Origin of the sequence: Enterovibrio baiacu (assembly GCF_004120195.1) — a bacterium.
Taxonomy (GTDB): Bacteria; Pseudomonadota; Gammaproteobacteria; order Enterobacterales; family Vibrionaceae; genus Enterovibrio; species Enterovibrio baiacui.
Genome location: NZ_SCHN01000018.1, coordinates 92,477 through 114,654, shown reverse-complemented (window position 1 = coordinate 114,654; position 22,178 = coordinate 92,477). Strand labels below are relative to the sequence as shown.

Annotated in this window: 22 protein-coding genes and 1 pseudogene; 7 read left to right on the top strand and 16 right to left on the bottom strand. The window is 48.3% G+C overall.

What is annotated here, in order from left to right; translation table 11 throughout:
* Positions 1-159: 159 nt before the first annotated feature.
* Positions 160-495 (top strand): ribosome hibernation-promoting factor, HPF/YfiA family, encoded by a 336-nt coding sequence (hpf, locus tag EQP46_RS19135; protein ID WP_129495158.1) that lies wholly within the window; start codon positions 160-162, stop codon positions 493-495.
* Between the two features lie 261 nt (positions 496-756).
* On the top strand, positions 757-1,926 hold the full coding sequence (gene pheA, locus EQP46_RS19130) for a prephenate dehydratase (protein ID WP_129495157.1): 1,170 nt from the start codon (positions 757-759) through the stop codon (positions 1,924-1,926).
* An 85-nt stretch (positions 1,927-2,011) separates the two neighbouring features.
* On the opposite strand, the gene tyrA is transcribed toward pheA, so the two are convergent.
* The 10 genes from tyrA to ffh all read right to left on the bottom strand — a co-directional run bounded on the left by tyrA (position 2,012) and on the right by ffh (position 10,260).
* Positions 2,012-3,136, bottom strand: coding sequence for a bifunctional chorismate mutase/prephenate dehydrogenase (gene tyrA / locus EQP46_RS19125; RefSeq protein ID WP_129495156.1), 1,125 nt, complete (start codon positions 3,134-3,136; stop codon positions 2,012-2,014).
* A 15-nt stretch (positions 3,137-3,151) separates the two neighbouring features.
* Entirely contained in the window at positions 3,152-4,219 is a 1,068-nt protein-coding gene (locus EQP46_RS19120; protein WP_017008568.1) for a 3-deoxy-7-phosphoheptulonate synthase, read from the bottom strand.
* 338 nt (positions 4,220-4,557) lie between these two features.
* Positions 4,558-4,938 carry a DUF2799 domain-containing protein gene (locus EQP46_RS19115; protein WP_129495155.1) on the bottom strand — a complete coding sequence of 127 codons (381 nt, stop codon included), beginning with the start codon at positions 4,936-4,938 and terminating at the stop codon, positions 4,558-4,560.
* Between the two features lie 81 nt (positions 4,939-5,019).
* Positions 5,020-5,586: an HdeD family acid-resistance protein gene (locus tag EQP46_RS19110; protein ID WP_129495154.1), complete on the bottom strand. Its 567-nt coding sequence runs from the start codon at positions 5,584-5,586 to the stop codon at positions 5,020-5,022.
* A gap of 304 nt (positions 5,587-5,890) precedes the next feature.
* A complete protein-coding gene (gene yjjG, locus EQP46_RS19105) occupies positions 5,891-6,562 on the bottom strand; it encodes a pyrimidine 5'-nucleotidase (RefSeq protein ID WP_017008571.1) in 672 nt (223 codons plus the stop codon).
* Between the two features lie 140 nt (positions 6,563-6,702).
* On the bottom strand, positions 6,703-7,056 hold the full coding sequence (rplS, locus tag EQP46_RS19100) for a 50S ribosomal protein L19 (RefSeq protein ID WP_017008572.1): 354 nt from the start codon (positions 7,054-7,056) through the stop codon (positions 6,703-6,705).
* Positions 7,057-7,092: 36 nt separating this feature from the next.
* Entirely contained in the window at positions 7,093-7,839 is a 747-nt protein-coding gene (gene trmD / locus EQP46_RS19095; protein WP_129495153.1) for a tRNA (guanosine(37)-N1)-methyltransferase TrmD, read from the bottom strand.
* 37 nt (positions 7,840-7,876) lie between these two features.
* Positions 7,877-8,404, bottom strand: coding sequence for a ribosome maturation factor RimM (gene rimM, locus EQP46_RS19090; RefSeq protein ID WP_129495152.1), 528 nt, complete (start codon positions 8,402-8,404; stop codon positions 7,877-7,879).
* 28 nt (positions 8,405-8,432) lie between these two features.
* On the bottom strand, positions 8,433-8,681 hold the full coding sequence (gene rpsP / locus EQP46_RS19085; RefSeq protein WP_017008575.1) for a 30S ribosomal protein S16: 249 nt from the start codon (positions 8,679-8,681) through the stop codon (positions 8,433-8,435).
* A gap of 202 nt (positions 8,682-8,883) precedes the next feature.
* Positions 8,884-10,260: a signal recognition particle protein gene (gene ffh, locus EQP46_RS19080; protein WP_129495151.1), complete on the bottom strand. Its 1,377-nt coding sequence runs from the start codon at positions 10,258-10,260 to the stop codon at positions 8,884-8,886.
* 360 nt (positions 10,261-10,620) lie between these two features.
* Between ffh and EQP46_RS19075 the strand changes: the two genes are divergently transcribed.
* From EQP46_RS19075 to EQP46_RS24660, 4 genes and pseudogenes are all read left to right on the top strand, one after another.
* Positions 10,621-11,415, top strand: coding sequence for a cytochrome C assembly family protein (locus EQP46_RS19075; protein WP_167482783.1), 795 nt, complete (start codon positions 10,621-10,623; stop codon positions 11,413-11,415).
* A 176-nt stretch (positions 11,416-11,591) separates the two neighbouring features.
* Positions 11,592-12,866, top strand: a complete 1,275-nt coding sequence (locus EQP46_RS19070) for an HlyC/CorC family transporter (RefSeq protein WP_129495149.1) — start codon at positions 11,592-11,594, stop codon at positions 12,864-12,866.
* Between the two features lie 246 nt (positions 12,867-13,112).
* Positions 13,113-13,880 (top strand): annotated as a pseudogene (locus EQP46_RS24665) (PAS domain-containing protein); the annotation flags it as partial.
* Positions 13,881-13,964: 84 nt separating this feature from the next.
* Complete coding sequence (locus EQP46_RS24660; protein WP_476729641.1) at positions 13,965-14,411, top strand: methyl-accepting chemotaxis protein; 447 nt, start codon at positions 13,965-13,967, stop codon at positions 14,409-14,411.
* Positions 14,412-14,467: 56 nt separating this feature from the next.
* Here EQP46_RS24660 and EQP46_RS19060 read toward each other — a convergent pair whose 3' ends face one another.
* The 5 genes from EQP46_RS19060 to EQP46_RS19040 form a co-directional block, all read right to left on the bottom strand.
* Entirely contained in the window at positions 14,468-15,571 is a 1,104-nt protein-coding gene (locus tag EQP46_RS19060; protein WP_129495147.1) for an ABC transporter ATP-binding protein, read from the bottom strand.
* Between the two features lie 4 nt (positions 15,572-15,575).
* Complete coding sequence (locus tag EQP46_RS19055) at positions 15,576-16,457, bottom strand: carbohydrate ABC transporter permease (protein WP_129495146.1); 882 nt, start codon at positions 16,455-16,457, stop codon at positions 15,576-15,578.
* Positions 16,450-17,349, bottom strand: coding sequence for a carbohydrate ABC transporter permease (locus EQP46_RS19050; RefSeq protein ID WP_129495145.1), 900 nt, complete (start codon positions 17,347-17,349; stop codon positions 16,450-16,452). The genes EQP46_RS19055 and EQP46_RS19050 overlap by 8 nt, the downstream gene beginning before the upstream one ends.
* An 83-nt stretch (positions 17,350-17,432) precedes the next feature.
* Positions 17,433-18,680, bottom strand: coding sequence for an ABC transporter substrate-binding protein (locus tag EQP46_RS19045; protein ID WP_129495144.1), 1,248 nt, complete (start codon positions 18,678-18,680; stop codon positions 17,433-17,435).
* An 83-nt stretch (positions 18,681-18,763) separates the two neighbouring features.
* Positions 18,764-19,807, bottom strand: a complete 1,044-nt coding sequence (locus EQP46_RS19040) for a LacI family DNA-binding transcriptional regulator (protein WP_240671770.1) — start codon at positions 19,805-19,807, stop codon at positions 18,764-18,766.
* Positions 19,808-20,097: 290 nt separating this feature from the next.
* Between EQP46_RS19040 and EQP46_RS19035 the strand changes: the two genes are divergently transcribed.
* The gene (locus EQP46_RS19035; RefSeq protein WP_129495143.1) at positions 20,098-21,339 is read left to right on the top strand and encodes a YbiU family protein; all 1,242 of its coding nucleotides are present in this window, start codon (positions 20,098-20,100) and stop codon (positions 21,337-21,339) included.
* A gap of 76 nt (positions 21,340-21,415) precedes the next feature.
* Here the strand turns inward: EQP46_RS19035 and EQP46_RS19030 are convergent, their stop codons facing one another.
* The gene (locus EQP46_RS19030) at positions 21,416-22,069 is read right to left on the bottom strand and encodes a transglycosylase SLT domain-containing protein (protein ID WP_129495142.1); all 654 of its coding nucleotides are present in this window, start codon (positions 22,067-22,069) and stop codon (positions 21,416-21,418) included.
* Positions 22,070-22,178 lie beyond the last annotated feature (109 nt).

Sequence of the window (22,178 nt, the reverse complement as noted above, 5' to 3'; positions counted from 1 at the left end):
CTTTCTCGTGCCTTTCATCGAGAGATTCTGACAGGATCACAACATAGCTCAACAACGCCAGCCCTCAGGCCAAAAAGTGATACAAGTCACATTATTTCTTCTACAGAAACGTAATCTGAAAGTGAGCCCAGCAAAGGGCAAGCAAAAGAGGAAAGACCTATGAGAGTAGAAATTACTGGTAAAAACATCGACATCACTGCTGCTATTCGTGAACGCATTACTGCCCGCTTTGAAAAGCTGGAGAAGTGGCAAGTCGCTCTCATTAACCCTCATGCCGTTATCAGTGAAGAGCCCAACAAGAAGTTTAAAATTGAAGCAGGGGTATCTGTACCAGGCACTACTCTGATCGCTTCGGCGGAGCACGAAGATATGTATGCCGCCATTAACGAAGCTGGCCAGAAACTAGAAAAACAACTCAACAAGCAAGCACACAAAGGAGAAGCGCGTCGCGCCAGCCATATCGAACTGCCTGTTGATGAAGAAGAAGCTGTCTAAGTCTCTACATACACTAACAATCAGCCCCGCACATGCGGGGCTGATTCGTCTTGACATAAAAGGGCCAGCCCAATAAGGTTGAGCAATATTACGCCAAACAAAGCACTATCGATGAAACCGATCTCTTCATTTTTCTTTCGCTTCTTCTTCCGCATTTAATTAGGCGGGGCTAAGGGCGAGCATCGATAGCGAAGAAATCCCAAAGCCTCCCTCACAAAGGGGGGCTTTTTATTAGGGTCAGCATTCAAACAGGATAAGGGAATGAGCAAACCAACACTGTCACTTGATGATATCCGCATCAATGTGAGTCGTATTGATCAGGAGCTGCTGTCATTGCTTGCTGATCGAAGAAAACTCAGCTTAGAAGTCGCAAAAAGTAAAATCCAAACGCAAAAACCGGTTCGCGACATCGAACGCGAACAAGTGTTGCTGGAAAAACTGGTGGCTGACGGGAAAACCCATGAGCTAGACCCTCAGTACGTCACAAAGATCTTTCATTCCATCATTGAAGATTCCGTGCTTTACCAACAAGCCTTTTTGCAGCGACTGACCAACCCTGATAACGAGCAACCCTTAGCGCGTGTTTCCTTCCTTGGAGGAAAAGGTTCCTATTCCAACCTTGCTGCGCGCAACTTCTTTGCACGGAAAAACACCAAGCTTGCCGAAATACAATGCCAAAGCTTTAAAGAAGTGATTGAAGTCGTTGAGAACGGCAATGCTGACTACGGTGTACTTCCGATCGAAAACACCAGCTCTGGTTCTATCAACGATGTGTATGACCAACTTCAACACACGCGCCTTTCAATTGTTGGTGAAATCACACAACCCATTGAGCATTGTTTGCTGACAGCGGTAGACACTGACGTAGACGCGATTGAAGTGCTTTACTCTCACCCGCAACCACACCAACAATGCAGTGAGTTCCTTCGCTCATTGGGTGATGTGAAGCAAGAGTATTGCCAAAGCACCGCCGAAGCGATGAAAGAAGTGGCCAAGTTAAAAGACCCGAAAGTGGCGGCGATTGGAAATGCGAACAGTGGCGAGCTTTATGGTTTAACGCCCCTAAAATCAGGCATTGCCAACCAGCAAGAAAACCACACGCGCTTTATCGTGGTTGCACGTAAACCGATTGAAGTGACTGCGCTTATTCCCGCAAAAACCACCTTCATTATGTCGACTGGGCAAACCGCAGGTTCACTGGTTGAATGCTTATTGGTATTGCGAAACCACGGCATCAACATGACCAAACTCGAGTCGCGTCCAGTGCTTGGCAATCCGTGGGAAGAAATGTTCTACGTGGATGTAGAGGGCAACCTGCGCACTGACGTGATGAAAGATGCGCTCGAAGAACTCACGCGCCTGACACGATACATCAAAGTGCTAGGCAGCTACCCGATTGAAAATGTAGCCCCTTGCGAAATCGATGTGTAGTACGCCGTCCAATAACCGCGAGACACACCCACAGCACGATCAAAAAAGGAGCCATTCGGCTCCTTTTTTATTATTCAAATCGCATTTAGCGATGTGCTGTGTCATTCGCTTGTCGTAAGAGCGTTTGGCTTTCTTTCAAAAAGCGCGGTGCAAACTCACCAAACCAACTTTCAACCTGTCCAAAGGTGGAAATAAAGCCTTCTTTGTCTTGGCTGTCTAGCAATGCAATTGCATCACCAAAGCGCGTGTGGAAGCGTTTTATCATGTCGATATTCTGGGAAGAAGACATGATGATGTCCGCATAAAGCTGCGCATCTTGAGCAAACAAGCGACCCACCATCGCAAGTTCCAGGCGATAAATAGGGGAACTTAATGCCGTCAATTGCGACAGATTTGGGTTCTCTTCTGCAAGGTGCAGACCGTAGACAAACGACGTGAAGTGGCGAAGCGCCTGAATCAGCGTCATGCCCTGATCATGCTCAATCGCACTGATGCGGTGTAAGCTCGCCCCCCAAATACGGAACTGCTCAAGCAGCCATTGGTATGTTTCAGGATTTCGCCCATCACAGTAAACAATCACCTGTTTAGCCAAACTCGCGATGTCGGGGCCAAACATAGGGTGAAGACCAACAACCGGGCCGGAATGTGATTCCAACATGGCCTGCAGCGGCTCGCTTTTAATCGATGTTAAGTCAGCAAGAATGCAATCATCAGGCAAATTGCTTAGCTGGCGAATAATGGTATCAGTGCGATTAATTGGCACAGTGACGACCACCATGCCCGCGTCCGCCAATATCTCATCGGCACGATCCCAATCTTGGCTACCCAAGATTTTCACATCATAGCCCGACAGTTTGAACAGTTTGCAGAACAGCGAACCGAGTTGGCCGTTACCACCGACCACCACGATTGAACGCAGTTCAGGGTTCAAGCATTTAAACCCTGAATCATTTTCGCTCGCATAGGATTCACGCATCGTACGGCGCAGAATATCTTCAATCAGATCGGGTGGAATGCCTTTGGACGAAGCCTCTTCACGCCGAGATGCCAGCATCGCCGCTTCTCGGTCTGGGGCATAAATCGGCAATCCGTGCTTGCTCTTTACTTCACCCACCTCTGCGACCAGTGAAAGGCGTCGAGCAAGCAACTCAACCATTTGTTTATCGACTTCGTCTATCTGATCCCGCAAGCGGGACAACTCTGCAACCATGGGGCTTTATATCCTTTATATACGCTGTTCCAAGAAGGGAATTAATTCATCGTGAGCATGGCGCAGCAGCTTTTCCGTCTCCTGCCAATTGATGCATGCATCTGTAATGGACACACCGTATGCCATTTCTTCACGCGGCAAATCAGCCGATTGATTTCCTTCGTTGATATTACTTTCTATCATTAGACCAATGATAGATTTGTTGCCTTCACGAATTTGATGGAACACATCTTCTGCCACCAAAGGCTGGCGGCGATAGTCTTTACGTGAATTTGCATGGCTGCAGTCTACCATTAGTGACGCTTCAAGCCCTGCTTCCTTCATCTCATTTTCGCATTCCGTCACAGAGACAGAATCGTAGTTAGTTTGTTTACCGCCACGAAGAATGACATGGCCATCAGGGTTGCCACCGGTTGTTAACAGTGCAACCTGACCTTCTTTATTGATCCCCATGAAACGGTGACCCGACGCAGCAGCCTTCATCGCATTAATGGCGGTGGCCAAGCTGCCATCCGTGCCATTTTTAAAGCCAATTGGCATCGATAAGCCACTTGCCATTTCACGGTGTGTTTGTGATTCAGTGGTACGCGCACCAATCGCGGCCCAGCTAAATAGGTCACCAATGTATTGAGGGCTGATCGGGTCAAGGGCTTCTGTTGCCAATGGAATCCCCATGTCCGCCAATGTGATCAGCAGTTCACGCGCTTTGTGTAAGCCCGCTTCTACTTCAAACGAACCATCGAGGTGCGGGTCATTGATCAACCCTTTCCAGCCCACCGTGGTTCTTGGTTTTTCAAAGTAAACACGCATAACGATGTAAAGCTGATCCTTCAGCTCTTCCGACAATGTTTTTAGCTGCTTTGCGTACTCAATCGCGGCATCAGTGTCGTGAATAGAACAAGGCCCACAGACCACCAATAGACGATGATCTTTTTTATGAATGATATTGGCAATGTCTTCCCGCGCAGCAGAAATTGACGCCAGTGTTTCTGCTTTTACTGGCAGCTTTTGACGTAGCTGCTCTGGTGTAATCAGTACTGTTTCATCTTGAATATGCACATTCGTAAGTAGATCTCTTTCCATGAAAACGTTCCTTCGCGTGTCGTTTGATTTTTTGGTCGCGTAATATTCGCTTTGCGTTTTCACGCATTGAGACACACCTTAACAAGCTCCCCCATGAATGCAACCCTTTCGTAAAGATAAATAAACAACGTAAACTTAAATTTACAATTGATACATTTAAAGAAGAAAAATTCAGTATTTATTTCATCAAAAAAGGGCAAGCAGAAAAGGGGCAATGGAAAGTTTTATATACACAGAAGTGGAACTAGCGAGGAAGGCTTAATACCCAAACAACCTAAGGGAGCAACATGCACCTTCAAATTGCTTGGGTATAAAAGAGCGTTCTGGATGGTGAGCAGTTAGAAGGTTTGATCGGCAGATTGAAAGTCTTCAAAACCGCGTTGGTATTCCATTTGGAAACGCAGGCCGTCAGGCGTATTTGCACACACACCTAAATATTTAAACCCCGAAAGACCAATGTCGTAGGCATTGTTCACGTCGCAATATTTATCGACACCTGAAGCATAGCCAGACTCATAATTATTCACGTTTGCAGCCACCCCGGCTTTTCGTGCCAATTCAGCTAAGTCGCTCAAAGAGCGAGATGGTAGACCACGCACGCCATCACTCTCGCCAATGGCTTGCCACTTGCCTTCCGCAGCAAGTGATTCGGCACTATCAATGCTCACGCAGCCCACCATTGTCATTACCAACAATGACAGTGCAATTTTCTTAACCATACCGCCCTCAAATCCTATAAAGCGACAAAAAATAGAAACGTACTATAGACGATTCCAAAACGCTTGGCTGCCGAAATGTCGTTAAACAAATGCCCCTACTTTCTTCAGTTTGAACGCGAGTACGATAAATAGCAGCCCAAAGACAAACGCATACATGGCAATAATCCAAAGCAATGCAATCGCGCCTTCAGCGGGGTTCGCCATAAGGAAACCACCAAAAACAATAGAAATAATACCACCAAGGATCAGTAGCCATTCTCCCGTGATTTCCTTTCGTAGCCGAATAGCGGCCATGATTTCCAATACTCCTTTAGCAATCGCCCAAACGGCAATGTAAAACAACAGTGCGACGGCCGTTAACTCGGGGACTGAAAATGTCATGACGCCTGCACCAATGCCGACTAACCCCCACAGCATGAGTAACATCCAATTATCTCGCTCTCTTCGTTCAGCGAGTGCCGTCCACACCTGTAACGAGCCATCAACGAATGCATACGCACCGAAAACCAAGACGAGGGTTTCAATCGATTGACTGGGTGGCATGGTCCAAGCCATCACGCCAAACACCACCGCTGCGACGCCTCTTAACAGCAGCACCCACCAATTTCTCGCTAACGCCCCGACCAACTGCTTTTCAACCGATTCCATTGCCGTTCTCCTCTGATTTTTATGGCATGATTGCCAGAAAAACGCGCAGTGAACTGGCTTGATCCGTCATATTGGACGAGGAAAGAAACCTCGTCATGTGTCGGTCAATCGCTGACGTTTTAGACAGTGAAGCGTGTTTGCATCACAAACGATGTTCTATCTTTGACACCACCTGTGAATCCCTAAATTTATGGAATCAGGGTCATGCTTGCTCGAGAGAATTCACGGCAGAGAAATACGCTAGCCAAAAAAAAGACGAAACATTAAACGTTCCGTCTTCACGTGTGCAAAACCATGTTGCTGATTACAACAGCTCAGCACCCAACGCTTTCCAAGAGGAAACGACATAGGTGGGGGTGATCCCCTCAGGTACAGGTTTGCTATCAACATTCAGCCAGCAAGTATCAATGCCTGCATTCATGCCACCCAAAATATCAGAATCAGGGTTATCCCCGACCATCAACACGCGAGAGAGCGCAGGCTGCCCCATTTGCTCAAAGGCCAAATGAAAAATCGCAGGATCAGGTTTGGCAACGCCTACCTCTTCTGAAATCACCACAAGATCGAAAAAGGCGCTAAGTCCTGTTTTTTCCAGTCTGACTTGCTGAAGTTGTGTGAAGCCATTGGTAATAATGCCAAGCTTTGCTTGTTGAGAAAGCAGAGGAACGATATCGCTGACAGATTCAAGTGGCTTACAGATGTCTGCCATGGCTTCGAGGAACAGACGATTGAGTTCAAACGGAGGGATATTGAGGCGATCAGACCAAACGAGAAAACGGTCTTCTTGCAGTTGTTTCGCGTTAATTTCACCGTCTTGGTATTTCACCCACAGCGGCTTATTCACTTTTTGGTACTCATCGAAATCAGTGCGAGTGAATTCGACACCCAGTCTTGAAAACAGGGTTTGCAAACCTAAATATGCATCAAATGAAAACAGGGTTTCATCGGCATCAAACAAAATCCAATCGTACTGCACGCGTATTTCTCCTTATGCGAAAGCGCATTATAGGGAAGTATCAACAAGCACACCATGAACGTATACGTACCAAAAAGAAAAGCCCGCCAAATGGCGGGCTTTTCGCTATCCCTTTGAAGGGATCATAAACGCCGGAGCGATTATTTCTTAGCCAGACGCTCTTTGATACGAGCTGCCTTACCAGAACGCTCACGCAGGTAGTACAGTTTGGCACGACGTACTGCACCGCGGCGCTTAACAGTAATGCTGTCAACCACTGGCGAGTGGATTTGGAATACACGCTCAACGCCTTCGCCGTTAGAGATCTTACGAACGGTGATTGCAGAGTGTAGACCACGGTTACGCTTCGCGATTACAACACCTTCATAGGCCTGTAGACGCTCACGGTTACCTTCTTTAACTTTAACCTGAATAACAACAGTGTCACCCACTTTGATTTCAGGAAGGTCTTGCTTAAGTTGCTCTTCTTCGAGCGCTTTGATGATGTTACTCATTTTCTATACCCTAGAATAAACTGATACTAAGTATGTTTAGGTACTTGCATTATGTTCGTTAATGAACGCTGCAAGCAGTAATTCCTGTTCGTCAGTCAGAGCTAGGTTTTCCAGGAGCTCTGGTCTTCTGAGCCAGGTTCGGCCCAGCGACTGTTGTAGTCGCCAGCGGCGAATGTCCTGATGATTACCAGATTTCAGTACCGCAGGTACTTCTAATCCGTCTAATACTTCAGGTCGCGTGTAGTGCGGGCAATCTAGCAAGCCATTTGCAAAAGAATCTTCTTCTGCTGACGCAAAGTCTCCCAGTACACCCGGAACAAACCGAGCCACTGCATCCACTAACGTCATGGCAGGCAGTTCGCCTCCACTGAGCACAAAATCACCGATAGACCATTCTTCATCGACTTCGGTTTGTATAATGCGCTCGTCTACCCCTTCATAGCGTCCACAGATAAGAATTAACTTCTCGTTCTGCGCCAGCTCCTCAACACCAGCTTGATCAAGCTTACGGCCTTGAGGTGATAGGTAAACCACTTTCGCCTTGCCTCCGGCGGCATTCTTGGCAGTTTCAATGGCATCGCGCAAAGGCTGTACCATCATCAACATGCCTGGGCCTCCACCATATGGACGGTCATCGACAGTCCGGTGTTTGTCGTGGGTAAAATCGCGGGGATTCCACGTTTCTACCTCGAGCAGGCCTTTTTTTACCGCCTGGCCAGTTACCCCAAATTCGGTAACAGCACGGAACATCTCAGGAAAAAGGCTGATAACACCAACCCACATATTTCCTCTCCCATGACTTTAAACGTTACCGGGGGATTTAAAATCCAGGATCCCAGTCAACTTCGATCCGTTGAGCAGAGCGATCAATCAGCTTGATGACTTGCCCATCGAGGAACGGTACTAGTCGTTCCTTCTTACCAAAAGCATCTTTCACGTTGGCAGCCACTACCAACACATCGTTAGAGCCTGTTTCCAAAATGTCAGTGACTTTACCTAGGTTGTAACCTTGGGTAGTGAACACTTCCATTCCGAACAATTCGCGCCAGTAGAATTCTTCATCTGACAGCGCAGGTAAAACGTCTGCATTAATAGCGATTTCAGCATTTGTCATAGCCTGAGCGTCTTCACGCTGATCCAGACCATTCAATTTGCCGACCCACCCTTGACCGTGGCGTTTCCAGTCTTCGACTTGAAACTCTTGCCACTCGCCACGCACCTTGATGAACCAAGGTTTGTAGTCAAAAATACTTTCAGCATTTTCAGTGTAAGAAAAAACTTTGAGCCAGCCACGGATGCCATAAGAAGAACCTAGCTTACCTACTACAACCTTTTCTTGCTCACTCATCTTTTCTTTCAACCCTGACACTGATTAATTACGCCGCTTTCGCTGCGTCTTTGATCAGTCGTGCTACGCGGTCAGAAACAGCTGCACCTTCGCCAACCCAATGGTTAACGCGATCCAGGTCTAGACGCAGCTTCTCTTCTTGACCCTGTGCGATAGGGTTGAAGAAACCTACTTTCTCGATGAAACGACCGTCGCGCGCTTGGCGGCTGTCGGCAACAACGATTTGATAGAATGGACGCTTTTTAGCGCCGTGACGTGCCAAACGAATGGTTACCATATCGTCCTCTTTGCATTACTGAATTAAATTGGCCCCGTGGTAGTACGGGGCCTCGTGCCAAAATAAAGCCTCGGAATTTTACGCTTTCTGTGATCGAATGCAACTGCTTTAGCTAAAAAAGCACCAGCTGTAAGAAGCATTCAATCACTTAGCGAAACTCCGCCGCTTTAAGTCTTCTTTATATAAGGAAGGAAGAAAGTGATTAGCGTGGGAACATACCGCCGCCACCGCCCATACCACCCATCATGCCTTTCATATTACGCATCATGTTCTTCATTCCGCCCTTCTGCATTTTTTTCATCATCTTCTGCATCTGGGTGAATTGCTTGAGCAAGCGGTTAACGTCTTGAACCTGAGTACCAGAACCCGCAGCAATACGTTTCTTACGTGAGCCTTTAATCAAGTCTGGGCGTGCGCGTTCTTTGGCTGTCATGGAATTGATGATGGCTTCCATTTGAACAAACATTTTGTCGTCCACTTGGTTTTTCACATCGTCAGGAAGGTTAGACATGCCCGGAAGCTTGTCCATCATCCCCATCATGCCGCCCATGTTTTTCATCTGTTGCAGCTGATCACGGAAGTCTTGTAAATCGAAGCCTTTCTTCTCTTTAAATTTCTTCGCCAGTTGTTCAGCTTTGTTTTTATCGACGTTACGTTCTAGGTCTTCAATCAGTGACAGCACGTCACCCATACCTAGAATACGGCTTGCAACGCGATCTGGGTGGAACGGTTCCAGTGCGTCGGTCTTCTCACCCACACCCAAGAACTTGATCGGTTTACCCGTGATATGACGAACAGACAGTGCCGCACCACCACGTGCATCACCATCGACTTTCGTCAGGATAACACCGGTAAGTGGCAATGCATCGTTGAAGGCTTTCGCCGTGTTCGCCGCATCTTGACCTGTCATGGCATCAACCACGAACAGCGTTTCAATCGGAGTAATGGCAGCGTGGACGTCTTTAATTTCGTCCATCATTTCTTCGTCGACGTGCAGGCGACCTGCGGTATCGACGATGACTACGTCATAGAATTTTAGTTTGCCGTGCGCCAGTGCAGCTTTCGCAATGTCGATTGGGCTTTGGTCGGTTGACGATGGGAAGAAATCGATACCCACATCGGTAGCCAAGGTTTCCAACTGTTTGATCGCCGCAGGGCGATAAACGTCGGCAGACACAACCAGTACCTTTTTCTTGTGACGCTCTTTAAGCATCTTACCCAGTTTACCGACGCTGGTTGTTTTACCCGCACCTTGTAGACCGGCCATCAAGACAACAGCTGGTGGCTGAGCAGCAAGATCTAACTCTGCGTTAGATTCGCCCATCACGGCTTCAAGTTCAGATTGAACAATCTTGATGAATTCCTGACCTGGCGTCAGGCTCTTTGATACTTCAAGACCAACCGCGGCTTCTTTTACGCGCTTGACGAATTCACGAACAACAGGAAGGGCAACGTCCGCTTCCAGCAACGCCATGCGCACTTCGCGCAAGGTGTCTTTAATATTGTCTTCAGTAAGACGGCCACGACCGCTGATGTTCTTCAGCGTTCGGGATAGACGATCGGTTAAGTTTTCAAACATGTCCTACTCGCTCTCTACGCGGCGGCACCACGACTTCAATGAATGAGGCTTAAGTGGCGATAAACACAAAATTGCCGCGATTATAACGCATTATCCTTCTCGCTAACATGATGCCTTCAACGATAGTTTTAAAGTACTGGCGCGGGTTTATTTCTTGTCTTCGATTAACTAAGAAGGCGAAATTGGCCGACAGAGTACCTAGATTAAGAAATGTAAGAATGTCTGCAGCACGCAAAAGCAGTGCGCTGTAGCGCGTTACGCAAGGTAAACGCCCAAAGATCCATGCCCTTGAATAGCGACGAAGGGTTGAGCAAGGTATACTCGATGTTTTCATTTTCATGCGACGATGCTGAAAAATACATGGATATCTTAATCGCCATTACTGCCGCTCTGCTTTACTTTGCAGCGCTCATACAAATCATTCCAGGCTTGTCTGGCCCAAACCAGATCCCAGCACGCGCGGTGTTTCTTAGCGCAAGCGGTGCGTTAGCCCTTCATGCCTACCTGCTTTTTGACCTTATTGATGTGTCTAGTGGGCAGAACCTTAGCATTCTCAATGTGGCATCACTGATCAGCTTTATCATTGCTGCAATGACGACAGGCTTGATGTTCAAAATGCGCGTCTGGGTATTGCTCCCCGTCGTCTATAGCTTCTCTGCAATTAATCTCGCGGCAGCCACCTTACTGCCCGGCGCGTTTATCACACACTTGGAAGCCAATCCTCAGGTGTTGATACATATCTCACTGGCTTTGTTCTCCTATTCAACCTTGATGATTGCCACTTTATACGCCATCCAATTGGCTTGGCTCGACCACCAGCTGAAGAACAAGAAAAAGCTGGTCATGAACCCGAACTTGCCACCATTGATGGCGGTAGAGCGCCAACTCTTCAATATTATTTTGATTGGTGAAGTGTTACTTACCCTGACACTGGTCACGGGAGCCGTGTTTGTACAAGACATGATTGCTCAAGGCAAAGCACACAAAGCCGTACTTTCTGCGATGGCATGGGTTGTCTACGGTGTGTTGTTGTGGGGTCACTATCGCTCAGGATGGCGTGGTCGCCGCGTCATTTGGATCAGCATCGTAGGCGCGTTTTTACTGACTTTAGCTTACTTTGGCAGTCGCTTTGTGCGCGAAGTCATTATCGCCTAGTGGTATACCCAAACAATCTGAGGTTCCAGCGTTTTACATCGCTTGGATATCGTGTCATCACTCGTTGTCAAAACACATATTGAACGTAACCGGTGGAATTATCACCATTGAGTTTGACAGCGAGTACGATCTTTGCCCTTAATTAGGGTTGAATACAATTAAAAGGAATTAACAGTTTGGACGACATATCGACGGGAACACTCGCGTCCCTTTTGGTATTGCTCATCGTCATATCAGCGTACTTTTCCGGTTCCGAAACTGGAATGATGGCGTTAAATCGTTATCGACTTAGACATCTTTCAAATCAAGGACATAAAGGTGCTAAGCGCGTAGAAAAGTTGCTAGATCGTCCGGATAGATTGATTGGTCTTATCCTGATAGGTAACAACCTCGTCAACATTATGGCCTCAGCCATTGCAACCATCTTAGGCATGCGCCTTTACGGCGATGCGGGTGTCGCAATCGCAACAGGTGGCCTGACCCTCGTGGTGCTCGTTTTTGCTGAAGTCACGCCTAAAACGCTGGCAGCCCTTTATCCCGAGCGCGTTTCCTACACCAGCAGTATCTTACTCAATATATTGATGAAGGTGATGTACCCATTGGTTTGGCTCGTCAATGGCATTACTAATGGTTTCCTTCGCTTAGTCGGCTTGACCACCAGCCATGATGCCAAAGACCATCTGAGCTCAGAAGAGTTGAGAACCGTGGTCAATGAAGCGGGGGGACTTATCCCGCGTCGCCACCAAGACATGCTGATATCAATCCTTGAGCTTGAAGAAATTGCCGTGAATGACATCATGGTGCCGCGCAATGAAATCACAGGCATCAATGTCAACGATGATTGGAAAGCCATCATGCGTCAACTGACCCATGCACCGCATGGAAGAATGGTGCTCTATCGCGACAACATAGACGAAGTTGTCGGCATGCTTCGCGTCCGTGAAGCTTACCGAATGATGGTAGAAAACGAGTTCAATAAAGAGAACTTGTTACGCGCTGCCGACGAGGTTTACTACATTCCTGAAGGCACGCCCCTCAACGTCCAAATGCTCAAATTCCAGCGCAACAAAGAACGTATTGGTCTGATTGTCGATGAATATGGCGACATCATTGGCTTAGTCACGTTGGAAGATATATTGGAAGAAATTGTCGGCGAATTTACGACGTCGCTTTCGCCGAGTCTTGCCGAAGAGATCACTGCATTACCAGACGGAAGCTACATGATTGAAGGCAGTGCGAATATCCGTGATTTGAACAAGAGTTTGAACTGGGCGCTACCTACCGATGGACCACGAACATTAAATGGCCTGATCTTGGAGCACCTCGAAGACATACCGGACTGCCAAGTAAGCATTGAAGTGGAAGGCCATCAAATGGAAATCATTGATGTGGCTGAAAACATGATTAAACAGGTAAAAATACTCCCTGTCCCTAAAGCGCCCCTGAGCTAACCGTGTGTATCACCCCGAATAGGCGCTATTTGGGGTGATACATATTTCATACAACAGTTGTATAGCGCTTCCTCTTTTTTAAATCCGTCATTAAATTTTACACATAAGAAATCACAACAAAGACACCTCTACTCTTTTTCAGCTAACTTTATAGAGCAGCTGTAAACCATGATGGATTAAACAGCATGCTTCACTTCCCGTAAAAACTCTGCGGCTTACCGCCGTTTAACGCGACAGGGTGTCACTATGTTCAACGGTAAACTAAAAAAAGAACTACAAGCTAGCCGAGAAGGCGCTGCTAAAAACCAAACAATTTTAGATGCAATCAATAGCAGTATTGCCACCATCTATTTTACCCCTGAAGGTATCGTTCAACATGCCAATTCCATATTCCTCGGGGTCGTTGGATTTTCTCTTGACCAATTAACAGGAAAACACCATCGAGAACTCTGTGATCCAGAACTTTCAAATAGCCCTGAGTATCATCGATTTTGGGAACGATTGCGTTCTGGAGAAGTGATTAATGGCACCTTTCCTCGTTTGAACAGTAAAGGCAAACGAATTTGGTTAGAGGCATCTTACTTCCCGATTAAAACGGACGGTTCCGTTACGGGTGTGATGAAGATAGCCTCAGATATCACCAAAGAAAAAGTACTGCTAGATCAACAAAGCGCTATATTCGAAGCCTTAGATAAATCAATGGCAACCATCGAATTCGAGCCTGACGGTACCATCATTAAAGCCAATGCTAACTTCCTTGGTGCTGTTGGTTACTCATTAGAACAAATACAAGGTAAGCATCACCGCATGTTTTGCCCTGACTCGTTTTACGAAGCTCAGCCTAACTTTTGGGCTGAACTCGCGTCAGGAGATTTTAAAGCGGGTCAGTTTGAACGCAAAGACAGTGCAGGCCGTGTACTTTGGCTGCGTGCCACCTACAATCCCATATTTGATAGCAAAGGGAAGGTTGTCAGCGTTGTGAAATTTGCCTCCAACATTACCGAGAAAGTCGAACAAGAACAGGCGATTCGATCTGCCGCAGAAGTAGCGTATACGAACTCCGTCAAAACAGCAGAAGTCGCACAGCAAGGTTCTGATGTGCTGGAGTCAACAGTGTCGACATCCCGCTCTATCTCTGAACAGGTCATAGAGACAGCATCATCTATATCGCAATTGAATGAGCAATCAAAAAGCATCGAAGCGATTGTCTCAACAATCAGTGATATCGCCGACCAAACTAACTTACTGGCATTAAATGCGGCGATAGAAGCAGCTCGAGCTGGCGATCAAGGGCGAGGGTTCGCAGTGGTCGCAGATGAAGTCAGACAACTGGCAGCACGTACTAGCCAATCCACTGCAGAAATTGCAGACGTGGTAAAAAAGAACCGCGAATTGACGTCTGAAGCCACAGGAAAGATGTCGAGTGTTTCCGAATCCGCTCAAAAAGGTCAGTCTCAAATATCGGAGGCATCTGGCGTGATGGAGGAAATTAAAGCGAGTGCGCAGACGGTTGCTCAGACGGTTTCAGGGTTGAATGTCGGCTAATCGCCATCTTTTCAAATGAACAAAAATTCAAAAGCGCTCCCTCAGGAGCGCTTTTATTATCGGATACGATTCCCCGAATCACTATCAAACAGCACCAGCTTTTCAGGATTAAATCGAAAGTGCGCCATGTCGCCGGCCTTCAAACGGATGTTTGCAGGCATCCGCGCAACCACTTCCTTTCCGCCTAATGACGTAATCACGTAAGTATCCGCCCCTGTTGGCTCAGTCACATCAACCTTACAATGCAAGGTTGAGGGCGTGCTGCCTTCGCTTTCGGTAATGTCTTCTGGGCGAACCCCCATTTGCACGGTTTTACCCACGTAGTTGCTCAGTGTTTCAAAGCCACACTTCACTGTCACAGATTGTAGCTCTCCATCAAACCCGGCTAATTGCAGTTGTGTTTCCGATGCATCAGCACGTTCCACCAGCGCATCCACCAAGTTCATGGATGGGCTTCCCATAAACGTCGCGACAAAGGTATTGGCCGGGTCATCATACACTTCCGCTGGCGAGCCGAGTTGCTGCAATTCGCCGTCTTTCATCACCGCAATTTTTGTTGCCAATGTCATGGCTTCGATTTGGTCATGGGTGACATACACGATGGTTGCATTTAAACGCTGATGAAGGCGTTTGATCTCTGTGCGCATATCCACCCGAAGTTTGGCGTCCAAATTCGACAACGGTTCATCAAACAAGAAGATTTTCGGGTCACGCACGAGCGCTCGTCCCATCGCTACCCGCTGGCGTTGACCGCCCGAGAGTTGCCCAGGCTTACGCTTTAGCAAGTGCTCGATTTGCAGCATTGCCGACACTTCACCGATTTTCTTTTCCCTTTCAGGCTTTGGCACATGGCGCATTTCAAGGCCAAACGAAATGTTCTGCCCCACCGTCATGTTTGGATAAAGTGCATAAGACTGGAACACCATGGCGATATCACGCTCTGCTGGGTGCAGCTCATTGATCACACTATCCCCAATACTGACCTCACCATCACTGATGCTATCGAGCCCCGCAATCATGTTCAGCAGTGTTGATTTACCACAGCCAGACGGGCCGACCAGCACCAGAAAATCACCGTCATCAATGCCAATGTTGATGCCTTTTAATACCTCAACGTGGCCGAAGCGTTTTTTTACGTTATTAAGCGTTAGAGATGCCATTACCTTATCCTTTTACTGATCCCGCCATCAGGCCACGAACGAAATAACGTCCCGCTAAGATGTACACCAACAAGGTGGGGAGCGCGGCAATCATGGCGCCAGCCATGTGCACGTTGTATTCCTTTACACCGGTAGATGAGTTCACCAAGTTGTTCAGCGCCACGGTGATCGGCGCGGTATCGCCCGACGCAAACGACGCACCAAACAGGAAATCATTCCAAATATTGGTGAACTGCCAAATGATGGTCACCACAATGATCGGCCCTGAACTCGGCAATAAAATGCGGAAGAACATACGGAAGAACCCAGCACCATCAATCATGGCGGCGCGGATCAATTCACTTGGGAAGGCTTCGTAATAGTTACGGAAGAACAACGTCGTAAACCCTAACCCATAAATCGCATGCACCAGCACCAGACCTGCCGTGGTATTCGCCAAACCGAGCGTACCCAGCACCTGACTCATCGGCACCAATACCACTTGGAACGGAATGAAACACCCAAACAGCATCAAGCCAAACACCCAACGGTGTCCGCGGAAACGCCATTTCGTCAGTACATAACCATTGAGTGCCCCAAGGGTGGTTGATAACAACACACCCGGCACAGTGATCATGATGGAGTTAGTAAAATACCCGCTGATGCCTTCACACGTCAGGCCAATACACGCCGTTCCCCACGCAGAAACCCAAGGTTCGACCGTCCAAACTTCTGGCAAGGCCAACATGTTCCCTTGGCGAATTTCATCGAGTTCTTTAAATGACGTCACCAGCATGACGAACAACGGCAGCAAGTACATGCAGGCAAATACGATCAAGGTGGTGTAAATCAAAATTCGCCAAAAGCGAGCCCCTTGAAAGGGAGAAGAGGTGTCACTGCTACTCATGCTTCTTCTCCTTCAGTTCGCTATACAGATACGGAATGATGATGGCTGCGATGGTCATCAACATGATGATCGCACTCGCCGAGCCCACCGCCATTTGGTTGCGTGAAAAGGTGTACGAATACATAAAGGTCGCTGGCATTGCCGTTGCGTTCCCCGGCCCACCGCCCGTTAACGCAATGACCAAGTCATAACTCTTAATGGCCATGTGCGCGAGTACGATAAAGGCACTGAGAAAGACAGGGCGAAGCTGCGGAATAATGATACGGCGATACACCTGAAATGATGACGCACCATCAAGCTGCGCCGCTTTTAACATTTCACTGTCGATGCCTCGCAAGCCAGCAAGAAACATCGCCATGACGAAGCCCGACGTTTGCCAAACACCCGCAATCACAATGGTATAAATGGCCATGTCTGGGTTTATCAACCAATCGAAGCTGAAGCTCTCCCACCCAAATTCATGCATGGTTTTCTCGAGCCCTAAACCCGGGTTTAGAAACCATTTCCATGCCGTCCCCGTCACGATGAAGCTCAGTGCCATCGGATACAGGAAGATGGGGCGCAAGCCACCTTCAATACGAATTTTCTGATCAAGCAAAATCGCCAGAAGCAAACCGAGGGCACAGCAAATGACGATATAAAGAATGCCAAAAATGGCGAGGTTTTCGAGTGCAACTTGCCAATTCAGGCTATTCCATAATTTCTCGTAAGGACGCACACCATCAAGGTTGTAGTTCGGTAACATGCGAGAGCGACTGAACGAGATGTAGGTTGTCCAAGCAATGAAGCCATAAACAAAAAACAGGATGAGCGCGAAGGACGGCGCGATAACAATTTTGGGTAACAGCTGCTGCCAGAAATGGCGCGAACTGTATTTTCCTTGAGAAGACATACATCGATCCTTGAGGTAGCGCGACACGGGTATGAAAAGCGCGGCTCTAGGATCTAGAGCCGCTGGTGTCACTCACACTGTCTTTAAATAGCGTCTTGAACTGCAGAGACCAGTGCTTTCGTTGCTTGCTGTGAGTCCATACCGCCGTTGAAGTGGTTGGTCACCACATCATAAACCGCATTTTTCACAGCAGCCGGCGCAGCGTGACCATGAGCCATGCTGCCTACCAAGGTGTCATTTTTGTTGGCTTCCGCAAGGTCTGCCATGCCTTTCTTTCCGCATGCATCAAAGTCTGCATTTGACACATCAGTGCGCGCAGGCACTGAACCTTTCACCACGTTAAATGCGGACTGGAACGCAGGCGCCATGATGGCTTTCGCCATTTCGTCCTGCGCTTTCGATTCGCCCACATCAAACATCACGAACTGATCCGAGTTAAAGGTCACCATACCTTGGGTGCCCGGCATACGGAAACACAAGAAATCTTCATTGGGTTTCAGGCCTGCCTTGAGGAATTCCCCTTTCGCCCAGTCACCCATGATTTGCATGCCCGCTTTGTTTTCAATCACCATCGCTGATGCCAAGTTCCAGTCTCGGCCTGGGAAGTTCTTATCCACGTAACCACGAAGCTGCGTCATACGATCAAAGACTTTCAGCATGGTGTCGGAGCTCAGCGCGTCAGGGTCTAAATCCACCATGGCTTTACGGTAGAAATCAATCCCCCCCGTGGTTAACACAACGCCATCAAAGATAGTCGCGTCTTGCCATGCCTGACCACCGTGCGCCAGCGGGATATAGCCAGCGGCTTTGAGCTTATCAAGTGCAGAAATCAGCTCATCCCAGTTCTCTGGCTGCTTTGCGCCGACTTCATCAAGCAGTTTTTTGTTCGCCCAAATCCAGTTGGTGGAATGCACGTTAACGGGCGCTGAGACCCATTTGTCGTCGTATTTTGCGAAACGTTGAAGTGCCGTCGGTACAACCTCATTCCAGCCTTCCGCTTCCGCAACGCTGTTCAGGTTTGCCACCACATCTTCAGCCGCCCAGTCTTGAATATCAAAGCCAAGCATTTGAACTGCAGTAGGCGGATTGCCAGAGGTCACACGCGCACGGAGGACAGTCATGGCATTGCCACCACCACCACCCGCCACTGGCATGTCTTGCCAGCCGACGCCCTTGGTACCCAGATCGTCTTTCAACACATTCAAGGCAGCCGCTTCACCGCCCGATGTCCACCAGTGCAAGACTTCTACATCTTCTGCCTGTACCGCTGCCGTTGAGAGCAGCAAAGCACCCGCGAGGGGCAGGGTTTGAATCATGGTGTTCTTTTTCATGATATGTCGTCCCGTTTATCGTTGACCTGCAATGACTGCAGTCTTCCTTTTTGTCATTGGGAGACAAGGTTGAGTGAGCAACCTTATCCCCCGATCGCGCAGCACGACGAGCGAATCACCAATTCCACACCAACAACATCGTTGTCAGAGGAAAGGGAATGCTCTCTGCATTGCTGCATGCGTTCACTTGCCACTCGGCCAATGTCTTCCGCATTCACACGTATTGTTGTTAACGCTGGAGACATCAGTCGACTGTCCTCTAAATCATCAAACCCCACCACGGAGATATCCTTTCCAGGCTTCAACCCCCGGTCGCGCAATGCCGTGTATACGCCGTACGCCACCACATCGGTAAAACACACCATGGCCGAAATGCTTGGGTCGCGGTCTAACACGCGCGTTACCGCTATTTGCCCGCCTTCCCGTTTGGTTGAGCTAGGTTCAATGTCACTGTCTTTAACGGCTAATTCGGCCTCTTGCATAGCAGTGAGAAACCCTTCTTTTCGTTCCTGATAATCGGAAATACTTTCCACACCACCAATAAACGCAATTCGCGTATGCCCTAGGTCAATCAAGTACTTCGTCGCTAAGTACATGCCGCGTCGGTTGTCAGGCACCACAACGGGCACATTCGCGCCAACAATTTCCCGCATCAAACACACCACGGGATACCCTGCACTAGCGAGTCCTTGCAGCCAATCCGCCGATGTTTCCGGTGCTGGCGTAATGAAAAAACCTGCGACATTGTGCTCTTTCAGCGACGCAACCAGTGCCTTTTGACGCGTTTCATCTTCATTGATATTGACCACGACAGGCACAAGCCCTTGCTCGGTCAATGCACTCTCTAGTGCAATGATGACCTGCGCCAAATAGGGGTTCGCGAGATCATTGGCAACAATCGCCACCATGTTTGATTCTCGGTTCCTAAGCCCTGCCGCTTCCCGGTTATAGACATAGCCCAACGCATCAATCGCTGCGTTCACTTTCTCGACAGTTCGTGCTTTTACGCCCACCCCGCCGCGAAGTACCAAAGACACCGTTGATTTGGACACACCAGCCGCTTTCGCAACGTCAATCACCGTCGCTTTTTTACTGGCCACATAGCTTGGTGACTTATGATCAGCCACGGAAAAACATCGTCATTGCGTCCACCCCACCCACTCAATAAAAAGTTATTGATGAATTACAGTCATCTGCGAGGAAAAGCAGTTGTTGTTCAAAAATTAAACTGGAACGTTCCAATAAAGGTAGTATATTTGTGAAATTAATGTTGCTAGTGAGTTATCTATCATTAAGGAAATAAGCGCTAGATCACGACAAGCACAATGGTAGGTGCATGACTGTCGATGTTCTGGAACAGAACATGCTGTTTTGCACCGCATTGTTACGGATGGAAAGCACGAGAAAGGAAGGTACGATGGCACTCTCTACAGAAAATTTGTCTCAGCAAATCCGCGAATTCAAGGCCGCCCTAAAGCAACAAAGCCCCAACTACAAAGCAAGGTTTGAATCCGTAACCCATGCGATGGAAGCCGAAATTGCCCGCATCAAACAGGAAGAATCTGAAGGCTCAGCCATTCCTCAATTTGAGTATGCAGACATTGCGAAATCAGGGTTTACTGACGAACAAAAAGAACGTGTGCACCGTGCTGGATGTTGCATTGTGCGTAACACCTTGCCCAGTGATGAAGTGTCAGCGCACAATGAAGACTTGTCTAAGTACATCATTGATAATGGTTATTACGACCACAAACCCACAGTAGAAGATAACTACTTCAGCCAGCTCAAATCTGACAAGCCCCAGATATTCGGGATTTATTGGTCTCAAGCACAGGTATGGGCAAGGCAGCATCAGAATATGGCGACACTGCGTCGTCACCTCAACCACTTGTGGCAATGGCAAGATCCGAACAGCGGCGACGCGTATTTCAATCCTGATCTCGAATCGAGCTACGCAGATCGTGTTCGTCGCCGCGAGCCAGGTGATGCAACATTAGGTTTGTCTCCTCATGTTGATTCAGGCTCCATTGAACGCTGGATAGAGCCTCACTACCGCGATGTCTACCATGAGGTATTTCATGGTGATTGGACAAAATATCAAGCATTTGACGGGCAGAATCGCGTTGATGTAGAGGAGTTCCCTTCCCCTGCCGTGTGCAGTGTGTTCCGCACCTTCCAAGGCTGGGTAGCGCTCACGCCACAAGGAAAAGGCGATGGCACACTGCAAACCGTCCCTTCCATGTTGGCCATGCCGTTCATGCTACTTCGCGCGATCCAAGATGATGTGGAAGAGGAAGACCTGTGTGGTGCCGCGCCGGGACGCGCACTGACGGTCTACAAAGAATGGCACCCATTACTGCTTGAAGGGCTGGTGTCCATTCCGAAAATGCAGCCGGGTGATACCGTGTGGTGGCATCCCGATACGATTCACGCGGTGGAAGACAAACACAATGGTGATGGCTATAGCAATGTGCTGTTTATCGGCGCAGCTCCTGATTGCGAAAAGAACCGTGCGTTTCTCGCCAAGCAACGCCCCGCCTTTTTAAATGGAAATAGTTGCCCTGATTTCGCCGCTGAAAACCATGAACAAAATTATAAAGGTCGCGCAACCGAAGCTGACTTGTCGCCACTCGGGCGTCAACAGATGGGGTTTGAATAACACGCGAGAAAGCGTGCAATTGCACGAGGAAAAAGAAAAGCGCCATTTGGCGCTTTTCATGTTTTTGTAGAGAGCGTTAGAACGACCACCAGCTTCGGTTGCTTTCTAACTCTTCGCGGCAACTACTGAGTTGCCCGCCGTATTTTTTCGCTTGTCGTTCAACTTTGCGCGCAACCTGCATCACCTTCGGTTTCGCTTTGTAAGAACCGCGTTTATACCCACCGCGACCTTCATGGTATGCCAAGTATTGGTTATACGGATCCCACTTAGAAATACCCAATTGACGTTGTGTTTCCGTGGTGTACCAACCAATGAACTGCATCGCATCCCCAAAGTCTGTTCGCGATCCTCCATTTCGGGTCGCTTTTTGATAATCAGACCAGGCTGGATCTTGTGCTTGCGCGTAGCCATACGCACTGCTGATCCTTCCCCATGGGATCACCCAAAGGACATAATCTCGCGGTGGTACAGCATCGTGCACGTAAGAGCTTTCTTGTTTGACGAACGCCATCGCCACATGAATAGGCGTTCCCCATTCTTCCTGCATGTCGACGGCATCTTCATACCAGCCATCGTATTCACGAAAAATACTGCAAATGTTATCTGGGTTCTTGGGTGGCGGCGTCGCACACCCCGTCAGCAACAACGCGCCGATTAACGCAAGCCAACGTCGAGGGAAACGGCAAGATGAAAGGCGCTGCGATGAAAGACAGAATAATGAAAATTGCATGGGTGTCCTTATCTCCACTTCTGATTCAATGCGGAAAAATGCACATAAAAAAACAGGCAGGGTGAGACCTGCCTGTTTCTCTACCTCGTTTTTTTTCGCTCCGCCGGAT